The sequence below is a fragment of the Alphaproteobacteria bacterium genome, from assembly GCA_041396705.1.
GTDB lineage: Bacteria > Pseudomonadota > Alphaproteobacteria > CALKHQ01 > CALKHQ01 > CALKHQ01.
In genome coordinates, this window is the sequence record JAWKYB010000008.1 from 124178 (window position 1) to 147002 (window position 22825).

Below are 22825 nucleotides of genomic sequence, written 5' to 3' on the forward strand. Positions count from 1 at the left end.
TCCCCGATGGCGCCCGCCCGCGCCAGCCCCTCTGCGCCGCGCGTCAGCCGAGGCCGTGCAGGATGGCGGCCAGCTTGGGGATGGTGCGGTTCATCTCCTCCTCGCGAATGCCGGCATAGCCCATCAGCACGCCGCGATAGGCGGGCTCGGCGAAATAGTAGACCGACAGCGGGGCGAGGTTGACGCCGCCGCGAATGGCGGCCGCCGCTACCGCGCGGTCGTCGACCGGTCGGCGCAGCAGCGCGGCGACCTGGATGCCGGTGCGCCCGTCGATCGGGTCGAGCCAGTCGCCGAGATGGCGGTCGAGCAGCGCCAGGAAGTGCGCCCGGCGCCGCCCGTACAGCCGGCGCATGCGGTTGAGGTGGTGGAAGAAGAAGCCGCGCTCCATGAAGTCGGCCAGGGCCGCCTGCAGCAGCAGCGGCGGGAATTGGCCGGTGCCGGCGATCGCCGGCTTGATCCGCTCGGCGAGCGTGCCCGGCAGCACGGCGAAGCCGAGCCGCATGGCGGGGACCAGGGTCTTGGCGAAGGTGCCGACATAGATCACCCGCTCCTCGTCGGTCAGCCCCTGCATCGCCGGCAGCGGCTGGCCGCGGAAGGTGTATTCGCCGTCGAAGTCGTCCTCGATCACCCAGGCGTCGGCGGCGCGGGCGATGTCCAGCACCGCCAGCCGCTGCTCCACCGGCATGGTGGTGCCGAGCGGGTGGTGGCACGACGGCGTCAGGTAGATCAGCCGCGGCGGCGGCGCGGCGGCCGGCATCTGCCAACCGTCGCGGGTGACGCGAAGCGGCGCCAGCCGGGCGCCGGCGGCGAGGAAGGCGCCGCGCGCACCCAGATAGCCGGGCTCCTCCATCCACACCGTGTCGCCCTCGGCCAGCAGCAGCCGGGCGAGCAGGTCGAGCGCCGCCTGGCCGCCGGTGGTGACGACGATCTGCTCGGCGGTGCAGCGCACCCGCCGCATGGTGCCGAGAAAGGCGGCGATCATCCGGCGCAGGTCGGGGTGGCCGGCGACGTAGTGATAGCCGAACAGGTCCTGGCCGCCGGTGTGGGCGCGCCGCGCCAGCAGGCGGCCCCAGGTCTTGAACGGAAACTGGTCGAGCTCAGGCGTGCCGGGATGGAAGGCGGCATGCTCCGGGATCGTGCGAACCCTGGGCTGCGCCGCCATCAGCGCGCCGCGGGCGGACAGGTCGGGCATGCGCCGGGCCGCCGCCGTGCCGTCGCCCGCCGCCCCGGCCGGCAGGCCGACGTCCGCGACCCGGAAGCCGGAGCCGCGGCGCCCCTCCAGCAGGCCCTCGGCGACCAGCTGGTCGAGCGCGTTGACCACGGTGTTGCGCGAGATCGCCAGCTCGCGCGCGATGGTGCGGGTCGACGGCAGCCGCGACCGCACCGCCACCGCGCCGCCGAGGATCAGCTCGCGCAGCTGGTCGCACAGCTGCCGGTGCAGCGGCTTGGCCAGCCCGGCCTCGAGCGCGATCAGGTCGAGCGGATAGCTGAGCTGGCTGTCGATTGGACCCATCGTGCCGGACCGGAAAGCTGCGTTCTTCAGGTCCAGTCTAGGCGATCTCGCGCCGTCGCGGTACCGCGCCCGAGCACGCCGCCCCGATGACGCCGCCCGGCCCACGAATGTCACCCATGTCTCAGGTACGGTCCGTTACCCATCTCTCCGGGCCGGACAGATGAAACTAGATGCCCAGCGTCCGCGCGGTGTCCGCCGGCCCCATCGTGCACTGCCCGGTTGCCGGCGATCCGCAGCTGGTGGAACAGGTCGGCGACGTCCCGCGAAATGATCCAGTCGGCCGACAGGCGCCGCAGGACGTCGACAGCCTTCTCATCGGCGTCCGGCAGCCGCGCCGTCCGCGCTGCCACCTGCTGGGCCAACAGCTCCGAGAACTGCCGCAGCTTGATCAGGCTCGTGCTGGGGTCCTCGGCGAAATAGCGCTCGGCCAGCGCCGCATGACGGACCAACTGCGCATCGTACTGCGCTAAGAACCCGAAGTTGTCGGACCGTACGTCCATTGCCCCACTGCTCGATCTCGCGCAGTGAGATTAACGAAGCGAGTCATATTCAACAAACGGTTGGTACCGAATTTCGAGCGAGCGTCAGATGGCTGGCCGGCGCCACCACACGATCTCGGCCCTTCCTGAACGGTTCAGACGAGCCCGTGCGTCGGCCTTAACGCCGGCAATGAAACTGGTGCCCGGCGATGAGCGGATACCAAGTACCGCCCATTCGCTTGGACATCAATGTTCATTTGACCATCCCGTCGGGTTGTCAGGACATGTCTTTGCGGATGTCCCGAAATTGGATCGGGCAAGTAGGTCACATCTGGCAGCCCCTTGACCCGGTGTCGGTACCAAGCGTCGGTCTCCTGGCTATCGTATTGCCTACGGTCATCCGAGAAAATTACAGCCTCGGGTCGACAAATACTGAAGACCTCGTCACAGGTACCGCTCAGCCTGCCATGGTGTGAAGCGACAAGCAGGTTCACCGTGGCCAAGTCCCGCACAAACCACCGATTTCGCAACAGCGCTCGCCAACCGGCTGTCTCTAGATCGCCGCCGAACAAAATTGTGAATGGTCCGTAGCGAACGAATACAGCCAAGCTCAGGTTGTTGGTGTCCGAAAAATTGACCCCGAACTGGTTGGCGGCAACGCGTGAACGCCGCCAGCATCAGGAATGCGCTTACCGACAAAACCCGCTCCGAAGTGACTGATGATCTGATGCGCCGCCCGTAATCATGCCCATGCCATGTTCGCGCTTCATTGACGCAAGGGCTGCGGCTGTCACTGTCGGATTGCTAGCGAATGCTCTTATGGCGTCCCTTGCGCCGGACACCAAACCCCCTGACGATCTTCATCCAGGTTCTGTGCGATCAAGAGATCAATGATCTGGCCACCGAACGTCACACTGGGGTCCCGATGTCCACCTCCTTGTGTTTATCCATGGCGTCCGAACCTCCATTAAAGGCGGAGCATTGAGCACGACCCATGCCCGACATCAAAAATCTCAATCCTCATCCCGATCCTCCGACGACGCACCATGCCCACCCAGCGCGCCTCGACGGCATAGAGGCGATGGACCAGGTACCGATGGAACAAGCCGAGCCTCGACAATACCGGCCGCTGCCGCCTGTATCAGGGCTGCGCACGCAAGCTCTGGTCGAGTCGCCACGGACCAAGAGCGTAACAGCTGCCGCGAGCCCGACCCGCACAGCAACGAGACGAACGCGAGGTTGTGGCAGAAGCCGTACAGCCGCAGGAACTCCTGCATACGCGGGCAACCGCCATAGCGTCCTTCCCCGCATGCCTGTACGCAGACCAGAAGATCGCCTCGCCCGGATCGGCCGGTTCCGCCCGGTCCTCGCATCCTCTCGATCCGCCGCGAACCGTAGCATCCAGCGGGCGGAAGTACTCGGCCAGCAACGACCGCGCCGCGACGCCTGCCACCCGGTCGGCGGAGCCGAACTCGCGAGCACGGTGGCGGGCTGGCCAAGAATGCGCCGTTCGACCAACCGTTCGAGCAGCCGTCGACGGCGCAGCCATGATCTGCCCAACGACGTACGCGCGGCGATCACACCATTTCGCCCGGCACTGACCACTGCGTCGCCAACGACGAATGCACTGTCGAACCAGAGGTCGATGGTCGCCAGGCAGCGAACCCGCTCGCGATATAGGCGAACACGTCGCAGTCGGAGAATCGCAAGACTCGTCCATGACGTCGGGGCATATACCAGATCGTGTGCCCCAACGCGAGTCCAGGTCGCCAGCCGGCAGTGCAACGCGAATGCTTTCGCCAAAGAAACCGCTGAAACGGCATGGATATAACTGCAATCATCGACCGCCCCCGTGGGGGAACCGTCATCGCCAGTCGCGCAGAGTCTACTGGCCTGTGCAGGACCGAAAGCAAGCGGACGGGCATGCTTTCCCATAGCTCCCCGGCTTGGCGCCAGGGCGGGAGCGTCTCTGTAACTCATTGATTTCATTGCCGGCTGAGGGACTGACTCCCCGACCTACTGATTACAAATCAGCCGCTCTACCGAAGCCGAGCTTGCCGGCCTGCGTCTGTTGCGCGACGCCGTCCGCGCGACGCGGGAACGCGCCGCGCTCGGCGGCAACCGCCGTCGCGCGCCGGTATCGATACGCGCGGCGCCGCCGCGCAAGCGCTCGCCTCAGGTGATGGCGCGCCGATGCGCGCGGCGGCGGTGCGCAGCCGCGGGAGGAAATCGCGCAGCATGGCCGACTTCGACACCCGCGCCGCCTGGGTGCTGATGTTGATCGCAGCCATCGGCGCGCCGCGCCCGTCGCAGATCGGCACCGCGATCGAGCGCAACCCTTCCTCCAGCTCCTGGTCGACCAGCGCGTAGCCGTGCTCGCGGGTGGCGCGCACGCGCTGCAGCAGCGCCGCCGGGTCGGTCAGCGTGCGGCTGGTGAAGCGGCTGAGCTGCGCCTTGGCGCAGTAGGCCTGCCATTCGCGCTCGCCCAGCGCGCCGAGCAGCACCTGGCCCATCGAGGTCGCATGCGCCGGCAGCCGGCTGCCGATCCGCAGCACCACCGACATGATGCGGTGCCGGGCGGCGGAACGGGCGACATAGACCACGTCGGCGCCGTCCAGCACCGCGGCGGAGCAGGATTCGTTCAGCGCGTGGGTGACGTCCTCCAGATAGGGCCGGGTCGCCTCCCAGAAATCCAGCGACGAGAGATAGGAAAAGCCGAGGCTGAGCACCTTCGGCGTCAGCGCGAAGAACTTGCCGTCATAGGCGACGAAGCCGAGCTGGTGCAGGGTGAGCAGGAACCGGCGCGCCGCGGCGCGCGTCAGCCCGGTGCGCTCGGCCACCTCGGTCAGCGTCATCCGGCTGGCGTCAGCACCGAACGCCTGGATCACCGCGAGCCCGCGCGCCAGCGACCCGACGAAGTCTCCCGACCGTTCCGGTGCGGCGCGTTCCTGCTGCATGGGCTGATCCGTGATCAAGTTTGTGCGATATGCGAACAAATGTTTGATATGCGAACAACGTCGTTGACGCAAGGGTCGCACGACCCCTAGCGTATTGGAAAGCGAACTGCGCGACACGCAGGTCGAGACGAGCCCGGCTGCGGGCCGCGACGCAAGGGAGGGCTGCCATGAGTGGCGCACGCGCTGAGCCCGGCGGTCGGGCACATCCGGCCGCCGACTTCGAGTACACCACGGTCTTCGGCTCGCTGGCCGACTTTCGCAAGGGCGGCGTCGACGTGCTCGACGACGACCCGAAGAACTATGTTTTCTCCAACGTGTTCGAGGTCGCGTCCGCGGCGGCACCCTACGAGCGCGTCGTGGTGGCGAAGAACATGGAATATGTGATCGAGGCATTGCGGGCCGACGGCACCTCGCCCTGGTTCGCCAACGCCCATGACGAATTCGCCCTGTGCATGGACGGCACGGTCGAGGTGCATCTGCTGAAGCCGGACAAGCTGCCGCTGGCCGCCGACGCGGACGGCGGCCACCGGCTCGACGAGCCGCCATCCGGCCGCAAGATGGGACGCCTGGTGCTGCGCCGCGGCCATATGGGGCTGTTGCCGGCCGGCTGCGTCTACCGTTTCGCGGCGGCGGCCCCGGGCGTGCTGACCATCCAGACCGTGCAGGGGCCGGCAAGCGTCGAGAAATGGGCGGACATCTGCCTGAAGTGACACCGATCCCGCGCTGACCGACGGAGTGATTCCATGACCGAGATCGTCGACATCCAGCAGGCCTTCGAGGAACGGCCGGCCGACAATGCGACCGGCTACCGCTCGTTCAAGGCCGGTTCCTTCGCGTTCCGCCGCGATGAGTATTTCGCGCATATCGAATGGCCCAAGGGGCGCCATGTGATGGCGATCGACGCCTTCCTGCGCGCGCTGATGCGCGATGTCGCCTGGGGCTTCTTCTACGGCACCGTCAACTTCGACTCGGTTTTCGGTACCACCAACCTCTACGGCCAGGTCGACATGTTCGCCGGCCACTACAACGACGCCTATCGCAAGGCGGGCATCGACTGGCAGGAGCGCTTCGAGTCCGAGGACCTGATGCAGATCTTCAAGGCGATGATCGCCGACTGGACCAACCGGGGTTACGACCCGTTCGCCGCACCGCAGGAGACCGAGGACCCCTGGGGCCGCAAGAACGGCGACAACGACGGTGCCGTGATGCGCCAGCGGGTGACGGCGAAGCGCATGGTCGGCCTGCCCGGCGACACGCCGCGCCGCTCCGACGCCGCCGGCTATCCGGTCAACCGCATGTTCCGCGATGTGAGCCAGGACGAGCCGACGGTGGAGGTCGAGCCCGGCTTCGAGAACGAGGTCTCGGCGTTCAACCTGTTCGCCTACCTGTCCCGCTCCGACGTGACCTGGAACCCGAGCGTATGCTCGGTGCTGCGCGAGAGCCTGTACTGCCCGACAACCGAGGAGTTCATCCTGCCGGTCGAGCACGGCAACGACCGGGTCGAGTGGTTCGTGCAGCTGTCCGACGAGATCGTCTGGGACGTCAAGGACAAGGCGACGGGCAGGCCGCGCGCCAAGGTGACGATGCGAGCCGGCGACGTCGCGGCCATGCCGGCCGACATCCGCCACCAGGGCTATTCGCCGAAACGCTCGATGCTGCTGGTCTGGGAGAATGCGAGCCCGCGGGTGCCGGCGATGATCGCCAAGGGCGAGGCGCCGGTGGTGCCGGTGACGTTCTAGGCTAACGGAACCACGTGACGGCCGGGCCAGCCCCGGCCATCTCCTCGGGAATGAGAGACGACGGCCGGCTCGGCGCTTCATCGCCAGCGGGCAGTGCGCGGCGCCGGACGAATCCGGGCCTGACGATCCCGGGTATTGCAGGGGAGAGCGTGCGCGGATGGCGCTGCAGACCAAGCTGCTGATCGGCGGGACATGGGTCGACGGACAGGCGGGAGGTACGATTCCCGTGATCAATCCGTTCGACGGCACCACGATCTGTGCGATCGCCGAGGCGCGCGCCGCCGATGTCGATGCCGCCGTCGCGGCGGCAAAAGCGGCGTTTCCTGCCTGGGCGGGCCTGGCCGCGCACGACCGCGGCCGGCTGCTGCTCAAGCTCGCGGACCGGATCGAGGCCGAGGCGGGCGAGCTCGCCAAGCTGGAATCGATGGACACCGGCCATCCGATCCGCGACTGCCTGGCGCTCGACGTGCCGCGCACCGTGCTGTGCTTCCGCTATTTCGGCGGGATGGCCGACAAGCTGGAGGGCAGCGTCGTTCCGGTCGACGCCGGCTTCCTGAACTGGGTCCAGCGCGAGCCGATCGGCGTGGTCGGACAGATCGTGCCGTGGAACTTCCCGCTGATGTTCACCAGCTGGAAGATGGGCCCCGCACTGGCCGCCGGGAACACCGTGGTGATCAAGCCGTCGGAGCTGACGCCGCTGTCGACGCTGAGGATCGGCGAGCTGATGCTGGAAGTCGGCATTCCGCCCGGCGTCGTCAACATCGTGCCCGGCTATGGCGACCAAGCCGGGCAGCGCATCGCCGCGCATCCGGACATCGGCAAGATCGCCTTCACCGGCTCGACCGCCACCGGCCGCCGGATCGTGGAGGCGTCCGCCGGCAACCTGAAGAAGGTCCAGCTCGAACTCGGTGGCAAGGGCCCCAACATCGTGTTCGAGGATGCCAACCTGGCGGCGGCGGTCGGCGGCTCGGCCTGGGCGATCTTCCACAACCAGGGACAGGCCTGCATCGCCGGCTCGCGGCTGCTCCTGCACGAGCGGATTGCCGACGCCTTCCTGGACAGGTTCGTCGCCCTGGCCCGCTCGATCCGGCTCGGCGATCCGCGCGACCCGGGCACCGAGATGGGCCCGCTGACCTCGCGGCTGCACCAGGAACGGGTGCTGGCGTTCGCGGAGATCGCCCGACAGCAGGGCGGCGAGATTCTGACCGGCGGCAAGACGCCGGACGATCCCGCGCTGGCGGCCGGCTGCTTCGTCGAACCCACCGTCGTGCGTGCGCATCCGGACGATCGCGTGGCGCACGAGGAGGTATTCGGCCCGTTCGCCAGCGTGTTCACATTTCGCGACGACGACGAGGCGCTGGCGCTGGCCAACAACACCCGCTACGGCCTGGGCGCCGGCCTGTGGACCGCCAACCTGCAGCGGGCACACCGCTTCGCCAAGGGCATCCATGCCGGGATGGTGTGGATCAACTGCTACAAGCGGGTCCATCCAGGCTCGCCGTTCGGCGGCTTCGGCGAGAGCGGCTACGGCCGCGAGATGGGCTTCGAGGCGATGCGCGAATACACCCAGCCGAAATCGGTCTGGGTCAACGTCGACGCCCAGATCCCGCCGTTCTATCGGAGGTGACGGGATGGCCGAGATCACCACGCTGAGCGAAGCCGTCGCCGGCCTGGTCAGGGACGGTGACACCGTTGCTCTGGAGGGGTTCACCCATCTGATCCCCTTTGCTGCCGGCCACGAGATCATCCGCCAGCGGCGCACCGGTCTGACCCTGGTCCGCATGACGCCGGACCTGATCTACGACCAGATGATCGGCATGGGCTGCGCCGACCGGCTGGTGTTCTCGTGGGGCGGCAACCCAGGCGTGGGTTCGCTGCATCGCATGCGCGACGCGGTCGAGAACGGCTGGCCGAAGCCGCTGGCGCTGACCGAACACAGCCACGCCGCAATGGCCAACGCCTATGAGGCGGCGGCGGCGGGCATGCCCGCGGCCTTCTTCCGTGGCTATGTCGGGGTGGAACTGCCGCAGGTGAACCCGGACATCCGCTTCATCGACTGCCCGTTCACCGGCGAGCGGCTGGCCTGCGTGCCCGCGCACAAGCTGGATGTCGGCATCATCCATGCACAGAAGGCCGACCGGCGCGGCAACGTGCTGCTGGAAGGCATCGTCGGGGTGCAGAAGGAAACGGTGCTCGGCGCGCGGCGGTCGATCGTGACGGTGGAGGAAATCGTCGACGAGCTCGGCGGCGGACCCAATGCGGTGATCCTGCCCGCCTGGACCGTCTCGGCGGTGGCGGAGGTGAAGGGCGGCGCCTACCCCTCGTTCGCGCACGGCTACTACAAGCGCGACAACGCGTTCTACAAGGGCTGGGACGCGATCGCGCGCGAGCGCGACACCTTCCTGGCCTGGATGACGGCCAATGTGCTGGAGCGGCAGGAGCCGCTGCGGAGGGCGTCGTAATGCCGGCAGCGTATCCAGGAAAACCGCGTCATGACCGGGGTTGTCCCGGCCATCTCCAGGCAAAGGCGTCCTTGTCCATGGAGATGCCCGGCACAACGCCGGGCATGACGGACGGTTCTATTGGGCCGGCGCAATGACCGATGCCTCCTATTCCGCCGAGGAAATGATGACCGTCGCCGCGGCGCGGGCGCTGAAGAACGGGCAGGTCTGCTTCGTCGGTATCGGGCTGCCGAGCGCGGCCGCCAATCTGGCCCGGCTGACCCATGCGCCCGACGTGGTGCTGATCTACGAATCCGGCACGATCGAGACCCGGCCGGACGTGCTGCCGCTGTCGATCGGCGACGGCGAGCTGTGCGAGACCGCGCTGGTGACCGTGTCGGTGCCCGAGATGTTCCGCTACTGGCTGCAGGGCGGCCGCATCGACGTCGGCTTCCTCGGCGCGGCCCAGATCGACCGTTTCGCAAACCTGAACACCACCGTAATCGGCGACTACGACAACCCCAAGGTGCGGCTGCCCGGCGGCGGCGGTGCACCGGAGATCGCCACGGACAGCGGCGAGGTGTTCATCATCATGCGCCAGACGGGCCGGGCGTTTGTCGACAGGATCGACTTCGTCACGTCGATGGGGCACGCGGCCGGCGGCGGCTCCCGCGCCGAGGCGGGGGCGCGGACGAAGGGCCCGACGGTCGTGGTCACCGATCTGTGCGTCATGCGCCCGGATCCGGAGACCCGCGAGCTGACGGTGACGGCGCTGCACCCGGGCGTCACCCGCGCGCAGGTGGGCGCCGCCACCGGCTGGCCGGTGCGTTTCGCCGCGACCGTCGACGAAACGGCCGCACCGACCGAGCTTGAACTGACGGTGCTTCGCGCCCTGCACGAGCGGACACGCAAGGCGCACGCGGAGGCCGCCTGAATGCAGGCCTTCACGTTCAAGGGCATTCCGGCACGGGTCGTGTTCGGCAGCGGCACGGTGCGGCAGGTGCGCGCCGAGGTCGAGCGGCTCGGCGCCCGCCGCGCGCTGGTGCTGGCCACGCCGCAACAGGCGGCGCAGGCCGAAGCGGTCGGCGCATTGATCGGCGACCTGTCGGCCGGCGTCTTCGCCGAGGCGGCGATGCACACGCCGGTCGAGACCACCGAGCGGGCGATGGCCCGGGTGGCCGAGGTCCGTGCCGACTGCACAGTCGCCGTCGGCGGCGGCTCGACCACCGGCCTCGGCAAGGCGATCGCGCTGCGCACCGACCTGCCCCAACTGGCGGTGCCGACCACCTATGCCGGGTCCGAGATGACCGACATCCTCGGCCAGACCGAGGCCGGGGTGAAGACCACGCTGCGCAGCCCCAAGGTGCTGCCCGAGACCGTGCTGTACGACGTCGACCTGACCCTGGGCCTGCCGCGCGGGCTGACCGGTTCCAGCGGCGTCAACGCAATCGCCCACTCGGTCGAAGCGCTGTATGCCGGGGACTGCAACCCGGTGATCGCCGTGGTTGCCGAAGAGGGCATCCGCGCCCTGGGCCGCGCCCTGCCGGCCCTGATGCGCGCGGCGGACGACGCGACCGCGCGATCCGATGCGCTCTATGGCGCCTGGCTGTGCGGAATCGCGCTCGGCGGCGCGGCAATGGCGCTGCATCACAAGCTCTGCCACACGCTCGGCGGCGCGTTCGACTTGCCCCATGCCGAGACCCACACCATCGTGCTGCCGCATGCGGCGGCCTACAACGCCGGTGCCGCACCGGCCGCGATGGCGCGCATCGCGACGGCGCTCGGTGCGACCGACGGACCGCGCGCCCTGTACGACCTGACCCGCGCCATCGACGCGCCGCGCAGCCTGCGCGAACTGGGCATGCCGGAGAGCGGCATTGACCGGGCGGCCGTCCTGGCGGTGCAGAGCGCCTATGCCAATCCGGCCCCGGTCACGCGCGACAGCATCCGCGGGCTGATTGCCCGGGCGTGGGCCGGCGAGCCGCCGCAATGAACACAACCGTGGGAGGGACGACATGACGATACCGTTGAACCGCAGCCGCTTCAGCCGCCGGCGCCTGCTGCAGGCCTCGGCGGCCGGCGCCGGCACCGCCGCACTGGCCTCGCACCTGCCGAAGCCGGCGATCGCGCAGTCGGGCACGATCAGGATCGGTTACGTCAGCCCGCAGACCGGCCCGCTGGCGCCGTTCGGCGAGGCCGACAGCTTCGTTCTCGCCCAGATGCGGCGCGTGTTCGCCGATGGGCTCGAGATCGACGGTACCGTCTATGCCGTCGAGATCATCGACAAGGACAGCCAATCCAACCCCAACCGCGCCGCTGAGGTCGCCGGCGAGCTGATCCTCGACGACGAGGTCAACCTGATGCTGGTCGCTTCGACGCCGGAGACCACCAACCCGGTCAGCGACCAGTGCGAGATCAACGGAGTCGCCTGCATTTCCAGCGTTGCGCCGTGGCAGCCGTGGTTCTTCACCCGCGGCGGCGACCCGGTCAGCCCGTTCCAGTACACCTATCACTTCTTCTGGGGCCTGGAGGACGTGATCGCGGTGTTCACCCACATGTGGGACAAGGTCGCGACCAACAGGAAGGTCGGCGGCCTGTTTCCCAACGACGGCGACGGCAATGCCTGGGGCGACCCCAGTATCGGCTTCCCGCCGGTGCTGACCGAGAAGGGCTACAGCCTGCTCGATCCGGGCCGGTACCAGAACCTGAACGACGATTTCACGTCCTACATCTCGGCGTTCAAGGAAGACGGTAGCGAGATCGTCACCGGCGTGATGATCCCGCCCGACTTCACCACGTTCTGGACTCAGGCCAAGCAACAGGGCTTCACGCCGAAGGTGGCCTCCGTCGGCAAGGCGATCCTGTTCCCGGTCGCCGTCGAGGCGCTGGGCGACCAGGGCCACAACCTTTCGTCGGAGGTGTGGTGGACGCCGACGCACCCGTTCGCCTCGTCGTTGACCGGACAAAGCTGCGCCGACCTCGCGGCCGAGTTCGAAAGCGAGACCGGCAAGCAGTGGACCCAGCCGATCGGCTTCGTCCATGCCCTGTTCGAGGTCGCGGCGGCGGCATTGCGTGCGGCCGGCGGCCCGGACGATGCCGACGCGATCATGGCCGCCGTTGCCGGCCTGCAGATGGACTCGATCGTCGGCCGGCTCGACTGGACCGCCGGTCCGGTGCCAAACGTGGCCAAGACCCCGCTGGTCGGCGGGCAGTGGCGCTTTGTCGACGGCGCGCATCCCTACGACATCGTCATCACCTCGAACGAGACCGCTCCGGACATTCCCCTTGGCGGCGAGATGGAACCTATCGTCTGAGGATGCGGATCCCGGCTGGCTTGATCCCGCCGATCGTCGTCCCCGGGCTCGACCCGGGGACTTCCCCGGCAACGAGGGATGCCGTCCCTGGCGGATCGCGCGCGGCGGCGACCGACGGGCCGGCGCCCGTCGGTGAGAGATGCCCGGTTCAAGCCCGGGCATGACGTCCCCACGTGTCGGATAGCGCGCATATGGTACCGGGGTGTTGATCCAGCTCGACAAGGTGACCAAGCGCTTCGGCGCGGTCGTGGTCGCGGACGGGCTCGACATCGCGCTGACCGACGGCGAGGCGCTCGGCGTGCTCGGCCCGAACGGCGCCGGCAAGTCGACGATGTTCAACCTGATCACCGGCGGCCTGCGGCCGGATTCCGGGCGCATCCGCTTCGACGGCCACGACATTACCGGGCTGAAGCCGCATGTCCGCTGCCGGATGGGCATCGGCCGCAGCTATCAGATCCCGCATCCCTTCGCCAAGATGACCGTGTTCGAGAACCTGCTGGTCGGCGCCGCCTTCGGCACCGGCGCGGCGGAGCGCGAGATCCACGAGCTGTGCGGCCAGGTGCTCGAGCGCACCGGGTTGCTGGACAAGGCCAACGTGCCCGCCGGCCGGCTGACCCTGCTTGAGCGCAAGCGGCTCGAGCTCGCCCGCGCGCTGGCCACCCGCCCGCGCGTGCTGCTGCTCGACGAGATCGCCGGCGGTCTGACCGAGGGCGAGTGCCGCGAACTGGTCGCGGCGATCACAGCGGTGCGCGCGGAAGGCGTCTCGATCATCTGGATCGAGCATGTGGTTCACGCCTTGCTGTCGGTGGTCGATCGGCTGGTCGTGATCAATTTCGGCAGGCTGCTGGCCGAAGGCGCGCCCGACACCGTGATGGCCGACCCGAAGGTGCGCGAAGTCTACATGGGCATCGCGGCCGAATGAGCGGGCCATTGCTGAAGACGCGCGGGCTGACGGCGCGCTATGGCGACTTCCAGGCGCTGTTCGGCATCGACCTGAGCGTCGACGAAGGCGAGACGGTCGCCATCATCGGCGCCAACGGGGCCGGCAAGAGCACGTTCCTCAACACGATCTGCGGCCGGCTGGGCGCGACGCCCGAAGCCGTGCACTTCGCCGGCGCCGCGATCGGCGGCCAGCCGCCGCATCGCGTCGTGCGCCGCGGCATCGCGCTTGTACCCGAAGGCCGTCAGCTGTTTCCCTCGCTGTCGGTCGAAGAAAACCTGCTCATGGGCGGCTGCGTCGACCGGCCCGGCCACTGGACGCTGGACAGCGTGTACGGGCTGTTTCCGGTGTTGCGCGAGCGGCGGAACGCTCCGGGCACCGCGCTGTCGGGCGGGCAGCAGCAGATGGTGGCGATCGGGCGCGCCCTGATGGCCAATCCGCGTCTGCTGCTGTGCGACGAGATCAGCCTCGGCCTGGCGCCGACGGTGATCAAGGACATCTACGCCGCGCTGCCGGCGATCAAGGCGGGCGGCGCCGCGCTGCTGATCGTCGAGCAGGACGTGCAGCAGGCGATGGCGGTGGCCGACCGCGTCTACTGCTTCCAGGAGGGCCATGTCTCTCTGACCGGCCGGCCGGCGTCGCTGACGCTCGACCGGATCACACAGGCCTATTTCGGGGTCTGAGCGGTGGAGTGGGTCAACGCCATCGTACAGGGAGTGCTGACCGGTGGGCTGTTCGCACTGTTCGCCACCGGGCTGTCGCTGATCTTCGGGGTCATGCGCCTGGTCAATCTGGCCCATGGCGACCTGATCATCCTGGCCGCCTTCCTGGGCCTGGCCGCGGTCGAGGGGCTGGGGCTGCATCCGCTGCTGGCACTGGCGATCGTGGTGCCGGCGATGTTCGCGCTTGGCTATGCCCTGCAGCGCGGCGTGCTCAATTTCACCCTCGGCAGCGGCGACATCCTGCCGCCGCTGCTGGTCACCTTCGGCCTGTCGATCGTGCTGCAGAACGTGCTGCTGGAGGGCTTCTCGGCCGACACGCAGCGCCTTCAGGCCGGTGCCCTGGAAACGGCCAGCATAGAGATCGGCGCCGGCCTGTCCGTCGGATGGCTGCCGCTGCTGACCTTCGGCGTCGCGGTCGCGGTGATCGGCGCGCTGCAGCTGATGCTGTTCGGCAGCCGCATCGGGCGCATCTTCCGGGCGACCTCCGACAATCCCTCGGTGGTGCGGCTGATGGGCATCGACAACCGCCACATCTTCGCGCTGGCCATGGCGATCTCGCTCGCGGTCTGCGCGGTCGCCGGCATCCTGATGGGCATCCGCACCAACTTCACCCCCGAGATCGGCCCGGCCAGGCTGTTGTTCGCCTTCGAGGCGGTCATCATCGGCGGCCTCGGCAACCTCTGGGGCACGCTGGCCGGCGGCATCATCCTCGGCGTCGCCCAGGGGATCGGCGCCGAGATCCACCCCGGCGCCCAGGTATTGGCCGGGCATATCGCATTCCTGGCCGTCCTGGCGGTCCGCCCGCAGGGCCTGTTCCCGCGGCTCCGGGACTGAGGCGATGGCGCAGCGCTTTTCCGTCGCCACTTCGACGCGCACCAGCCGCATCGCGCTGCTGGCGCTGGCCGGCCTGCTGGCCGGCCTGATCGCCGGGCCCTGGTGGCTCGGCCGTGGCGACATCCGGCTGGCGGTCGAAATCTGCACCTATCTGACGCTCGCCCAGATGTGGAACCTGCTCGCCGGCTATGCCGGGCTGGTCTCGGTCGGACAGCAGGCGTTCGTCGGGCTCGGCGGCTACGGGCTGTTCGCCGGCGCCGTGTTCCTCGGCGTCAATCCCGTGCTCTGCATACCCCTGGCCGGCGTTGCCGCGGCGCTGATCGCGATCCCGACCGCAGCCGTGGTGTTCCGGCTGAGGGCGGCCTATTTCGCCATCGGCACCTGGGTGGTGGCCGAGGTCTACATGCTGGTGCTCGCGCAGGTCACGGCCCTGGGCGGCGGTTCCGGCATGAGCCTGCCGGTCGATGTCGTCAAGGCGATCGCCGCCGACAACGACGGCCGCGACCGGGCGGTCTTCTGGAGCGCGCTGGCGCTGGCGGTCGGCTCGGTCGCCCTGGTCTATGCGCTGCTGCGCTCGCGCCACGGGCTGGCGCTGACCGCGATCCGCGATTCCGAACCGGCGGCCGAGAGCGTCGGCGTCGACAACGCCCGCACCCGCTACCTCGTCTACGTCGCCGCGGCTTTCGTCACCGGCATGGTCGGCGCGCTGGTCTTCATCGCCAAGCTGCGCATCTCGCCGGAGGCTGCCTTCAACGTCGTCGACTGGACCGCCTATGTCATCTTCATCGTGGTGATCGGCGGCGTCGGCCGGATCGAAGGTCCGATCGTCGGCACCGTCGTGTTTTTCGTCCTGCGCGCCTTCCTGGCCGATCTCGGCGCGGTGTATCTGATTGTCCTCGGCCTGCTGGCGGTGGTGGTGATGCTGTTCGCGCCGCAGGGGCTGTGGGGGCTGGTCGCCGACCGTGCCGGCCTCGAGATCTTTCCGGTCCGTCGACGCCTGATCGTGCACAAGGAAGCCGTGCCATGACCGAAGCCTTCATCTGCGACGCCGTGCGCACGCCGATCGGCCGCTTCGGCGGCGCACTCGCCGGGGTCCGCGCCGATGACCTCGCCGCCCATCCGCTGCGGGCGCTGATGGCGCGCAACCAAGGGGTCGACTGGGCCGCCGTCGACGACGTGGTGCTCGGCTGCGCCAACCAGGCCGGCGAGGACAACCGCAACGTCGCCCGGATGGCGCTGCTGCTGGCCGGCCTACCCGACACGGTGCCCGGCAGCACGGTCAACCGGCTTTGCGGCTCCGGCCTCGACGCCGTCGGCAGCGCGGCCCGCGCCATCAGGGCTGGCGAGGCCCGGTTGCTGGTCGCGGGCGGCATTGAGAGCATGTCGCGGGCGCCGTTCGTGCTGCCGAAGGCGGACGCGCCGTTCTCGCGCAACGCCGAGATCTACGACACCACCATCGGCTGGCGCTTCGTCAACCGCGCCATGCACGCGCGCTACGGCACCGATTCGATGCCGGAGACGGCCGAGAACGTGGCGGCGGATTTCGACGTTACGCGCCAGGACCAGGATGGCTTCGCGCTGCGCTCGCAGCAGCGCGCGGGCCGGGCGATTGCCAGCGGCCGGCTAGCGGCCGAGATCGCTCCCGTCGCCATCCCGCAGCGCAAGGGTGGCCCGCTGACCGTCGATGCCGACGAGCATCCGCGGCCGGACACCACGGCGGACGCGCTTGCCAGGCTGCCGACGCCGTTCCGCGCAGGCGGCACGGTTACCGCCGGCAATGCCGCCGGCGTGAACGACGGCGCGGCCGCGCTGGTCATTGCCAGCGAAGCGGCGGCGAGCCGCCATGGCCTGGTTCCGCGGGCACGGGTCGTCGGCATGGCAACGGCGGGGGTGGCGCCGCGCATCATGGGCATCGGGCCGGTGGATGCGTCCCGCCGCCTGCTGCAGCGCACCGGGGTGACGCTGGGCGACGTCGACGTGATCGAGCTGAACGAGGCCTTTGCCGCCCAGGCGCTGGCGGTCGCACGCGCGCTCGGCCTGCCCGACGACGCCGAGCACCTCAACCCGAACGGGGGCGCGATCGCGCTGGGCCATCCGCTGGGCATGTCGGGCGCCCGGCTGGCTCTGACGGCCACCGAGGAGCTCCAGCGCCGCGGCGGGCGCATTGCGCTGTGCACGATGTGCGTCGGTGTCGGCCAGGGCATCGCGATGCTGCTGGAGCGCGTGTGAGGTCCCGCGCTTCGCAGGGCGGGTAAGGCGTGGTTTCCCTGCTCGCCGGCCGCTGGCACGACCGGCCGCATGCGCCGGCGCCGGGCACCGCGCTTTGCCGGCTCGACGACATTGCCGACCCGGGCGTCAAGGAGGTGCGCTTCGGCACCGGCCGCGACGCGTTCTCGCTGATCGTCGTCCGCTCAGCGGGCGCGGTTGGCGCGTTCCTCAACATCTGTCCCCATTTCCAGCTGCCGCTGAACGCGCCGGCGCGGCCAGACCGCTTTCTCACCGCCGACGGCAGCCGGCTGAAATGCGCGCATCACCTGGGCCTGTTCGATCCGGTGAGCGGAGTCTGCGTCGACGGCCCGCCCCTTGGCGACCGTCTGGTTGCGGTCCCCGTCGTGGTCGACGGCGGCTCGGTGCGGATCGACAGCGGACTGCCCGGTCCCGCCTGAGCGCACAGGTCGCCGCCGCCGCGCAGTAGCGGCCGCGGTCGAATCAAGCCTTCGAAAGGCGACGCAGGCAAACCCGGTCCTTGCGCCCGGAAGCGGCGTTGCCGCTCGCCCGGCCGCGTTCGCATTGCCCGAAGTCGCGGCGTCCGGCGCGCGGCAACGCTGTTGACAAATGCGCACGCGGCCCGCAACATGTTCGTAATACAAACAAATGTTCGCTATACGAACATTTCTGCTGCCGCGGCGATCCTCCGGTCGTCCGGCCGTCGGACACTGTGTCGCGGCGCGGAGGGGGCGCCGAGGCGAGGGAGCGTCAGATGTCTCGGGGAGGGACGGACGATCACCGGGCGACGCGCGCCGTGGCGAGCGGTCAGCGCATCCGCATGCGCTTCGCCGCGATCTGGATCGCCCTTGTCGTCCTGGTTGCCGTCAGCGCCGTACTGGTGCCGCGCAGCCTGCAGGCGACATCGATCCTGGCCATAGCACCGCTGGCCGCCTTCCTCGCCATGACGGCGATGGGCGAGGCGCTGGTGCTGATGATGCGCGGCATCGACCTGTCGATTCCTGCGGTGATCACCTTGTCCAGTTCCGTCATCCTCGGCATGACTGGCGGCGAGAATGGCGGCCTGGCGCTCGCCATCGTCGTGGCCCTGGCCCTGTCGCTCGTCGTCGGGGTGATCAACGGCGTGCTGGTCGCCCTGTTCAAGCTCAATGCCCTGATCGTGACGCTCGCGGTCGGCACGATCCTGACCGGCCTGGTCCTCTGGTATCGCGAGGGCGTGGCCCAGGAAGCCAGCGTGCCGCCGCTGCTCGCCGACTGGGGCGAGGCCCGGTTCCTGTCGATCAACTCGGCGATCTGGGTCGCGGCGGCGCTGACGGCCGTGCTGACCGTCGGCCTGCGTCTGACGACGGTCGGCCGCCGCTTCGTCGCCGTCGGCGCCAACCCCAGGGCTGCCTGGATCGCCGGCCTGCCGGTAACGCGCCATCAGGTCGCCGCCTATGCGATCGCCGCGACGCTGTATGGCGTGGCTGGAATCCTGCTGGCTGCGTTCATCCGCAATCCGACGCTGGAAGTGGGCGCCAACTACCTGCTGGCGCCGATCGCGGCGGCCGTGCTCGGCGGTACCGCCGTGACCGGCGGCATCGGCAGCATGATCGCCATCGGCGGCGCGGCACTGTTCCTGACCCAGCTCGGTCAGATCCTGCGCATGCTCGATCTGTCGACCGCGATCCAGTTCATGATCCACGGCGTGGCGATCGCGCTGGGCATGGGGCTGGCCAACCTGCGAGCCGGCACGCTGCACGCAGCCCTTTCCCGCATTTTCGGCCGAACGGCCGACAGGATCGCAGGCGCGCCCTAGCCGCCTGCCGGGCAAATCCGAGGGCAGGCCAACTGCCCCACGCAAAACAACGGTGGAGGAGACGACGATGCCCGAGTGTGCAGTGAGAACACCCTTTCTGGTCGCCGGCGGCCTGGCGGCCGGCATGCTGGCCGGCGCGGCCCAGGCCCAGGATGCCGACCTGATGATGTCGGCGATGGGCACGACCGATAACATCGGCCCGGTGGTGCTGGAGGCATTCCGGCACGCCAGCGAGCAGCTGTCGCCGGAGGACCGCGAGCTGGCGCTGAAGTGCTGGAACGACAACGACTGCGAGACCGGCCGCGGCGAGCTGACCGTGGCGCTGGCCGACGGCTTTGGCGAGAACGTGTGGCGCCGCGTCACCCACATGGAATTCGTGATGCAGGCGCTGACCTATCCCAACGTGGGGCGGATCATCTACACGTCGGCCCGCGGCGACGCCAGCAAGGCGATCTCCGACATGCGCAGCCTGATCGTGCAGGGCGCCGACGTGATCATCACCTTCGTCGACTCCGGCCCGGCGCTGCTGCCCGCGATCAAGGAAGCCACCGACGAGGGAATCCTTGTGGTGCCCTACATCGCCGGACCCGGCGGCAATGCCGGCGAGGACTATCTGACCTTCGTTGCCGAGGATCTGTGCGAGCTGGGCCGCCAGTTCGTCCAGTTCGTCGCGGAAAACAACAGCGACGACGCGGTCGAGCTGGTCGAGCTGGGCGGCACGCCCGGCAACCCGCTCAGTTCCGCCTGGCAGGGCTGCTCGGAGGAGGCCATCGAGCAGGATCCCCGCATGCAGCTGCTCGGCAAGGCCGACACCAACTGGACGCAGGAAGGCACCTTCGAGGCGATGTCGAGCTTCCTGTCGCAATATCCCGACATCGACGGCGTGCTGTACGAGTATGCCGACGGGTTCCGCGGCGGCGTGCGTGCCTACGAGGCAGCCGAGCGCGCGCCGGACGTCATCGTCACCCTGCGCACCGACGAGCAGGGCCTGTTCTGCGACTGGGAGGCCGCAAACGACCCGAACTTCCGCATCTTCTTCTCGTCCGGCGGCACCTTCCAGGCCCGGATCGCCCTGACCGCGGCGATGATGAAGCTGGACGGTGCGGATGTGCCGCCGCACGTGGACGTGCCGTTCCGCATGAAGGAGGTGCAGACCGGCATGTGCGATCCGAGCCTGCCGGACCAGATGCCGGTGTCGTCGGCCGTCGACGCCGACATGCTGGCGCGGATGTTCCAGTAGGAACGGTCATCGCGACCGCGGCCGTCCGCCGAGGCCGGCCGCGGGCCGCCATCCGCCCGAACCCGCGTCGAAATGGAATCGAAACGATGACCGCGCCCCGGCTCCGGCTCGCCGGCGTCAGCAAGCGCTATCCCGGCGTGCTGGCGCTGGACGACGTCACCCTGGCGTGCAGCGCGGGCGAGGTGCACGCGATCCTGGGCGAGAACGGTTCCGGCAAGAGCACCCTGCTGAAGATCGCCAGCGGCGCGCTGGCGCCGGACGCCGGCACCGTCGAGATCGACGGCCAGCGGCTGGACGAAGCCAACCCGGTGAAGGCCAGGCAGCTAGGCCTCGCCACCGTCTACCAGGACAATTCGCTGATCCCGGAGCTGACGGTCGCCCAGAATCTTTACCTCGGCAACGCCGAGTCGGCGCCGGGCTTTTCGGCCATGGCGGCCTGGGCGCGCGACCAGCTGGCGCCCTACGGCGTCTCGATCGACGTCGGGGCCACGGTCGCCGCCCTCTCGCCGGCCCAGCGCCAGTTCCTCGAGATCGTCAAGGCACTGGTCAACAGGCCGAAGATCCTGCTGCTCGACGAACCGACGACAGCCCTCGACATCCACGACGTGGAGGTGTTGCACACCATCGTCCGGCGCATCGTCGCGGAAGGCACCACGGTGGTCTACGTCACCCACCGCCTGCCGGAAATCCTGAGCCTGGCCGATCGGGTCAGTATTCTGCGCGATGGCGCATTCCAGGGCACACACGGCACCGCCGATCTGTCGGAGGATGCCCTGATCGCGCTGATGGTCGGCCGGCCGATCGATGCGGAGTTCCCGACCAAGACCGGAGCGCAGGACGCGGTGCGCCTGGCCGTGCGCGACCTTGCCGGCGGCCGGTTCGCGGGTGTCGGCTTTGAACTTCGCCGCGGCGAGGTGCTCGGGCTGGCCGGCGCCGAAGGCAACGGGCAACGCGAGGTTCTGCGCGCGCTCGCCGGCTTCGAGGATGCACAGGGCAGCCTGACCCTCGACGACCGGCCGGTGCCGTTGAATGCGCCCCGGCGGTCGATCGACGCCGGGATCATGATGTTGAGCGGCGACCGCGCCGGCGAATCGATCTTCGCGGACCTTGGCGTGCGCGAGAACATGACGGTCCAAGTGCTCGACAGCTTCGCCAAGGCCGGTTTCGTCGATGGCGGGAGCGAGCGCCGCCGCGCCGCCGCGCTCGTCGACCAGCTGGACGTGGTCACCGCCTCGCTCGACCAGCCGATCGGCGCGCTGTCCGGCGGGAACCAGCAGAAGGCGGTGATGGCGCGCAGCTTCCTGCATCGCGCGTCGGTCGTGCTGGTTGACGAGCCGACCCAGGGCGTCGACGCCAAGGCACGGTTCGACATCTACCAGGCGCTCCGGTCGAAGGCGGCCGACGGCACGGCGTTCGTCATCCAGTCTGCAGACGCGCTGGAACTCGCCGGGCTCTGCGACCGCGTGCTGGTGTTCTCGCGCGGCCGGGTGATCCGCGAACTCGAAGGCGACGCGGTGACGGAGCCGAACATCGTCGCATCGTTCCTGACCTCGCGCGCGACCGAGGCCGGCCGGCCCGACGGTGCACCTGCCGCGACATCGCCGCGGCCGGGAATCCGCGACCGCTGGTGGAGTCCGCTCGTGTTCATGGCTCTGCTGGTCCTGTTGGTCGGCGCCTTCGCCACCAGCCAGGCCGACACCTTTCTGACCACGCTGAATGCGCGCCATCTGCTGCTGGCGACGGTTCCGCTGGCCCTTGTGGCGATGGCCCAACTCAACGCCTTGCTGGTCGGCGGTTTCGACATGTCCGTCGGCTCGTTAATGAGCGTCACGGTGGTCTCGGCATCGTTCCTGATCGCCGCCGAGGCAAGTGCGTTCGCGGTCGTTGCCGGCACCCTCGCCTGCCTGGCGATCGGCGTCGCCGTCGGCGTCGTCAACGGCGGCATGATCCGCCGCCTGCGGATCAACCCGGTGATCACCACCATCGCGACGCTGAGCGTCCTGCAGGGCATCGCCCTCTATCTGCGCCCGACGCCGGCCGGCTTCGTCAGCCCGGAATTTGTCGACGTGCTGACCACCCGCGTGTGGTTCGTCCCGTGCTCGATCCTTGTCCTGATCGCCTTCGCCGTCGCTGCGGACTGGTGGCTGTATCGCAGCCGCGGCGGACTTGCCCTGCGTGCGACCGGCTTCCGCGAGGAGGCGGCGCGGCGCAACGGCGTGCGTACGGGTCTGGTCCACATCCGCGCCTATGCCGTCTCGGGGCTGCTCGCGGCGTTCGCCGGGCTGTTTCTGGCGTCCGAGGTCGGTGTCGGCCACCCGACCGTCGGCGCAACCTACACGCTGATCGGCATCGCCGCAGCCGTGCTTGGCGGCGCGGCATTGACCGGCGGGCGCGGGTCGTTCCTCGGGGCGCTGCTGGGCGCGCTGTTCTTCGCACTGATCATCAACATCATGCCGTTCCTCGGCATGAGCACGGCCTTCGGCAGCATCCTCAGTGGGGCGCTCACCCTGATTGCCGTGCTGCTCTATGCCGGCAAGCTGCCGCTCGTCCGGCTGCGGCGGCTGATGCGGCCGCGCCCGGCGATCGCACCATCGCTGGCCCGCAATGCCTGAGCGGAACGGA

Annotated in this window: 19 protein-coding genes and 1 tRNA gene; 16 read left to right on the plus strand and 4 right to left on the minus strand. The window is 69.1% G+C overall.

The genetic code is table 11. From position 1 onward, the window contains the following. Positions 1-43 precede the first annotated feature (43 nt). The 4 genes from R3F55_13035 to R3F55_13050 all read right to left on the minus strand — a co-directional run bounded on the left by R3F55_13035 (position 44) and on the right by R3F55_13050 (position 4949). Entirely contained in the window at positions 44-1513 is a 1470-nt protein-coding gene (locus R3F55_13035; protein ID MEZ5668337.1) for a PLP-dependent aminotransferase family protein, read from the minus strand. Positions 1514-1623: 110 nt separating this feature from the next. Further along, positions 1624-2013, minus strand: coding sequence for a DUF4145 domain-containing protein (locus tag R3F55_13040; protein ID MEZ5668338.1), 390 nt, complete (start codon positions 2011-2013; stop codon positions 1624-1626). 1968 nt (positions 2014-3981) lie between these two features. Next, positions 3982-4054: transfer RNA gene (locus tag R3F55_13045), tRNA-Thr, on the minus strand. After that, positions 4032-4949: an IclR family transcriptional regulator C-terminal domain-containing protein gene (locus R3F55_13050; GenBank protein ID MEZ5668339.1), complete on the minus strand. Its 918-nt coding sequence runs from the start codon at positions 4947-4949 to the stop codon at positions 4032-4034. Before R3F55_13050 ends, R3F55_13045 begins: the two co-directional genes overlap by 23 nt. Before the next feature lie 167 nt (positions 4950-5116). Between R3F55_13050 and R3F55_13055 the strand changes: the two genes are divergently transcribed. From R3F55_13055 to R3F55_13130, 16 genes are all read left to right on the plus strand, one after another. Further along, a complete protein-coding gene (locus R3F55_13055) occupies positions 5117-5659 on the plus strand; it encodes a hydroxyquinol 1,2-dioxygenase (GenBank protein MEZ5668340.1) in 543 nt (180 codons plus the stop codon). A 33-nt stretch (positions 5660-5692) separates the two neighbouring features. Beyond that, positions 5693-6688 (plus strand): hydroxyquinol 1,2-dioxygenase, encoded by a 996-nt coding sequence (locus tag R3F55_13060; protein MEZ5668341.1) that lies wholly within the window; start codon positions 5693-5695, stop codon positions 6686-6688. A gap of 163 nt (positions 6689-6851) precedes the next feature. Next, positions 6852-8315, plus strand: coding sequence for an aldehyde dehydrogenase family protein (locus R3F55_13065; protein MEZ5668342.1), 1464 nt, complete (start codon positions 6852-6854; stop codon positions 8313-8315). A 4-nt stretch (positions 8316-8319) separates the two neighbouring features. Further along, positions 8320-9150 carry a CoA-transferase gene (locus tag R3F55_13070; protein ID MEZ5668343.1) on the plus strand — a complete coding sequence of 277 codons (831 nt, stop codon included), beginning with the start codon at positions 8320-8322 and terminating at the stop codon, positions 9148-9150. Positions 9151-9283: 133 nt separating this feature from the next. Continuing rightward, positions 9284-10063, plus strand: a complete 780-nt coding sequence (locus tag R3F55_13075; GenBank protein ID MEZ5668344.1) for a CoA-transferase subunit beta — start codon at positions 9284-9286, stop codon at positions 10061-10063. Continuing rightward, the gene (locus R3F55_13080; GenBank protein MEZ5668345.1) at positions 10064-11122 is read left to right on the plus strand and encodes a maleylacetate reductase; all 1059 of its coding nucleotides are present in this window, start codon (positions 10064-10066) and stop codon (positions 11120-11122) included. It begins immediately after the preceding gene. A 22-nt stretch (positions 11123-11144) separates the two neighbouring features. Beyond that, positions 11145-12443 (plus strand): ABC transporter substrate-binding protein, encoded by a 1299-nt coding sequence (locus R3F55_13085; protein ID MEZ5668346.1) that lies wholly within the window; start codon positions 11145-11147, stop codon positions 12441-12443. Between the two features lie 202 nt (positions 12444-12645). Continuing rightward, positions 12646-13365, plus strand: a complete 720-nt coding sequence (locus R3F55_13090) for an ABC transporter ATP-binding protein (GenBank protein MEZ5668347.1) — start codon at positions 12646-12648, stop codon at positions 13363-13365. After that, complete coding sequence (locus tag R3F55_13095; GenBank protein ID MEZ5668348.1) at positions 13362-14066, plus strand: ABC transporter ATP-binding protein; 705 nt, start codon at positions 13362-13364, stop codon at positions 14064-14066. Before R3F55_13090 ends, R3F55_13095 begins: the two co-directional genes overlap by 4 nt. 3 nt (positions 14067-14069) lie before the next feature. Next, entirely contained in the window at positions 14070-14939 is an 870-nt protein-coding gene (locus R3F55_13100) for a branched-chain amino acid ABC transporter permease (protein ID MEZ5668349.1), read from the plus strand. Between the two features lie 4 nt (positions 14940-14943). Beyond that, positions 14944-15966, plus strand: a complete 1023-nt coding sequence (locus tag R3F55_13105) for a branched-chain amino acid ABC transporter permease (protein MEZ5668350.1) — start codon at positions 14944-14946, stop codon at positions 15964-15966. Beyond that, entirely contained in the window at positions 15963-17168 is a 1206-nt protein-coding gene (gene pcaF, locus R3F55_13110) for a 3-oxoadipyl-CoA thiolase (GenBank protein MEZ5668351.1), read from the plus strand. The genes R3F55_13105 and pcaF overlap by 4 nt, the downstream gene beginning before the upstream one ends. A 29-nt stretch (positions 17169-17197) precedes the next feature. Further along, a complete protein-coding gene (locus R3F55_13115) occupies positions 17198-17605 on the plus strand; it encodes a Rieske 2Fe-2S domain-containing protein (protein MEZ5668352.1) in 408 nt (135 codons plus the stop codon). 80 nt (positions 17606-17685) lie between these two features. Continuing rightward, positions 17686-18963, plus strand: a complete 1278-nt coding sequence (locus R3F55_13120) for an ABC transporter permease (GenBank protein ID MEZ5668353.1) — start codon at positions 17686-17688, stop codon at positions 18961-18963. 82 nt (positions 18964-19045) lie between these two features. Continuing rightward, positions 19046-20203: a substrate-binding domain-containing protein gene (locus tag R3F55_13125; protein MEZ5668354.1), complete on the plus strand. Its 1158-nt coding sequence runs from the start codon at positions 19046-19048 to the stop codon at positions 20201-20203. An 86-nt stretch (positions 20204-20289) separates the two neighbouring features. Beyond that, entirely contained in the window at positions 20290-22815 is a 2526-nt protein-coding gene (locus R3F55_13130; GenBank protein ID MEZ5668355.1) for an ATP-binding cassette domain-containing protein, read from the plus strand. The last annotated feature ends 10 nt before the right edge of the window (positions 22816-22825 follow it).

Coding starts and splice junctions, on each gene's coding strand:
- R3F55_13035 (MEZ5668337.1), bottom strand. CDS start 1,513: ATGGGTCCAATCGACAGCCAGCTCAGCTATCCGCTCGACCTGATCGCG.
- R3F55_13040 (MEZ5668338.1), bottom strand. CDS start 2,013: ATGGACGTACGGTCCGACAACTTCGGGTTCTTAGCGCAGTACGATGCG.
- R3F55_13050 (MEZ5668339.1), bottom strand. CDS start 4,949: ATGCAGCAGGAACGCGCCGCACCGGAACGGTCGGGAGACTTCGTCGGG.
- R3F55_13055 (MEZ5668340.1), top strand. CDS start 5,117: ATGAGTGGCGCACGCGCTGAGCCCGGCGGTCGGGCACATCCGGCCGCC.
- R3F55_13060 (MEZ5668341.1), top strand. CDS start 5,693: ATGACCGAGATCGTCGACATCCAGCAGGCCTTCGAGGAACGGCCGGCC.
- R3F55_13070 (MEZ5668343.1), top strand. CDS start 8,320: ATGGCCGAGATCACCACGCTGAGCGAAGCCGTCGCCGGCCTGGTCAGG.
- R3F55_13075 (MEZ5668344.1), top strand. CDS start 9,284: ATGACCGATGCCTCCTATTCCGCCGAGGAAATGATGACCGTCGCCGCG.
- R3F55_13080 (MEZ5668345.1), top strand. CDS start 10,064: ATGCAGGCCTTCACGTTCAAGGGCATTCCGGCACGGGTCGTGTTCGGC.
- R3F55_13085 (MEZ5668346.1), top strand. CDS start 11,145: ATGACGATACCGTTGAACCGCAGCCGCTTCAGCCGCCGGCGCCTGCTG.
- R3F55_13095 (MEZ5668348.1), top strand. CDS start 13,362: ATGAGCGGGCCATTGCTGAAGACGCGCGGGCTGACGGCGCGCTATGGC.
- R3F55_13105 (MEZ5668350.1), top strand. CDS start 14,944: ATGGCGCAGCGCTTTTCCGTCGCCACTTCGACGCGCACCAGCCGCATC.
- pcaF (MEZ5668351.1), top strand. CDS start 15,963: ATGACCGAAGCCTTCATCTGCGACGCCGTGCGCACGCCGATCGGCCGC.
- R3F55_13130 (MEZ5668355.1), top strand. CDS start 20,290: ATGACCGCGCCCCGGCTCCGGCTCGCCGGCGTCAGCAAGCGCTATCCC.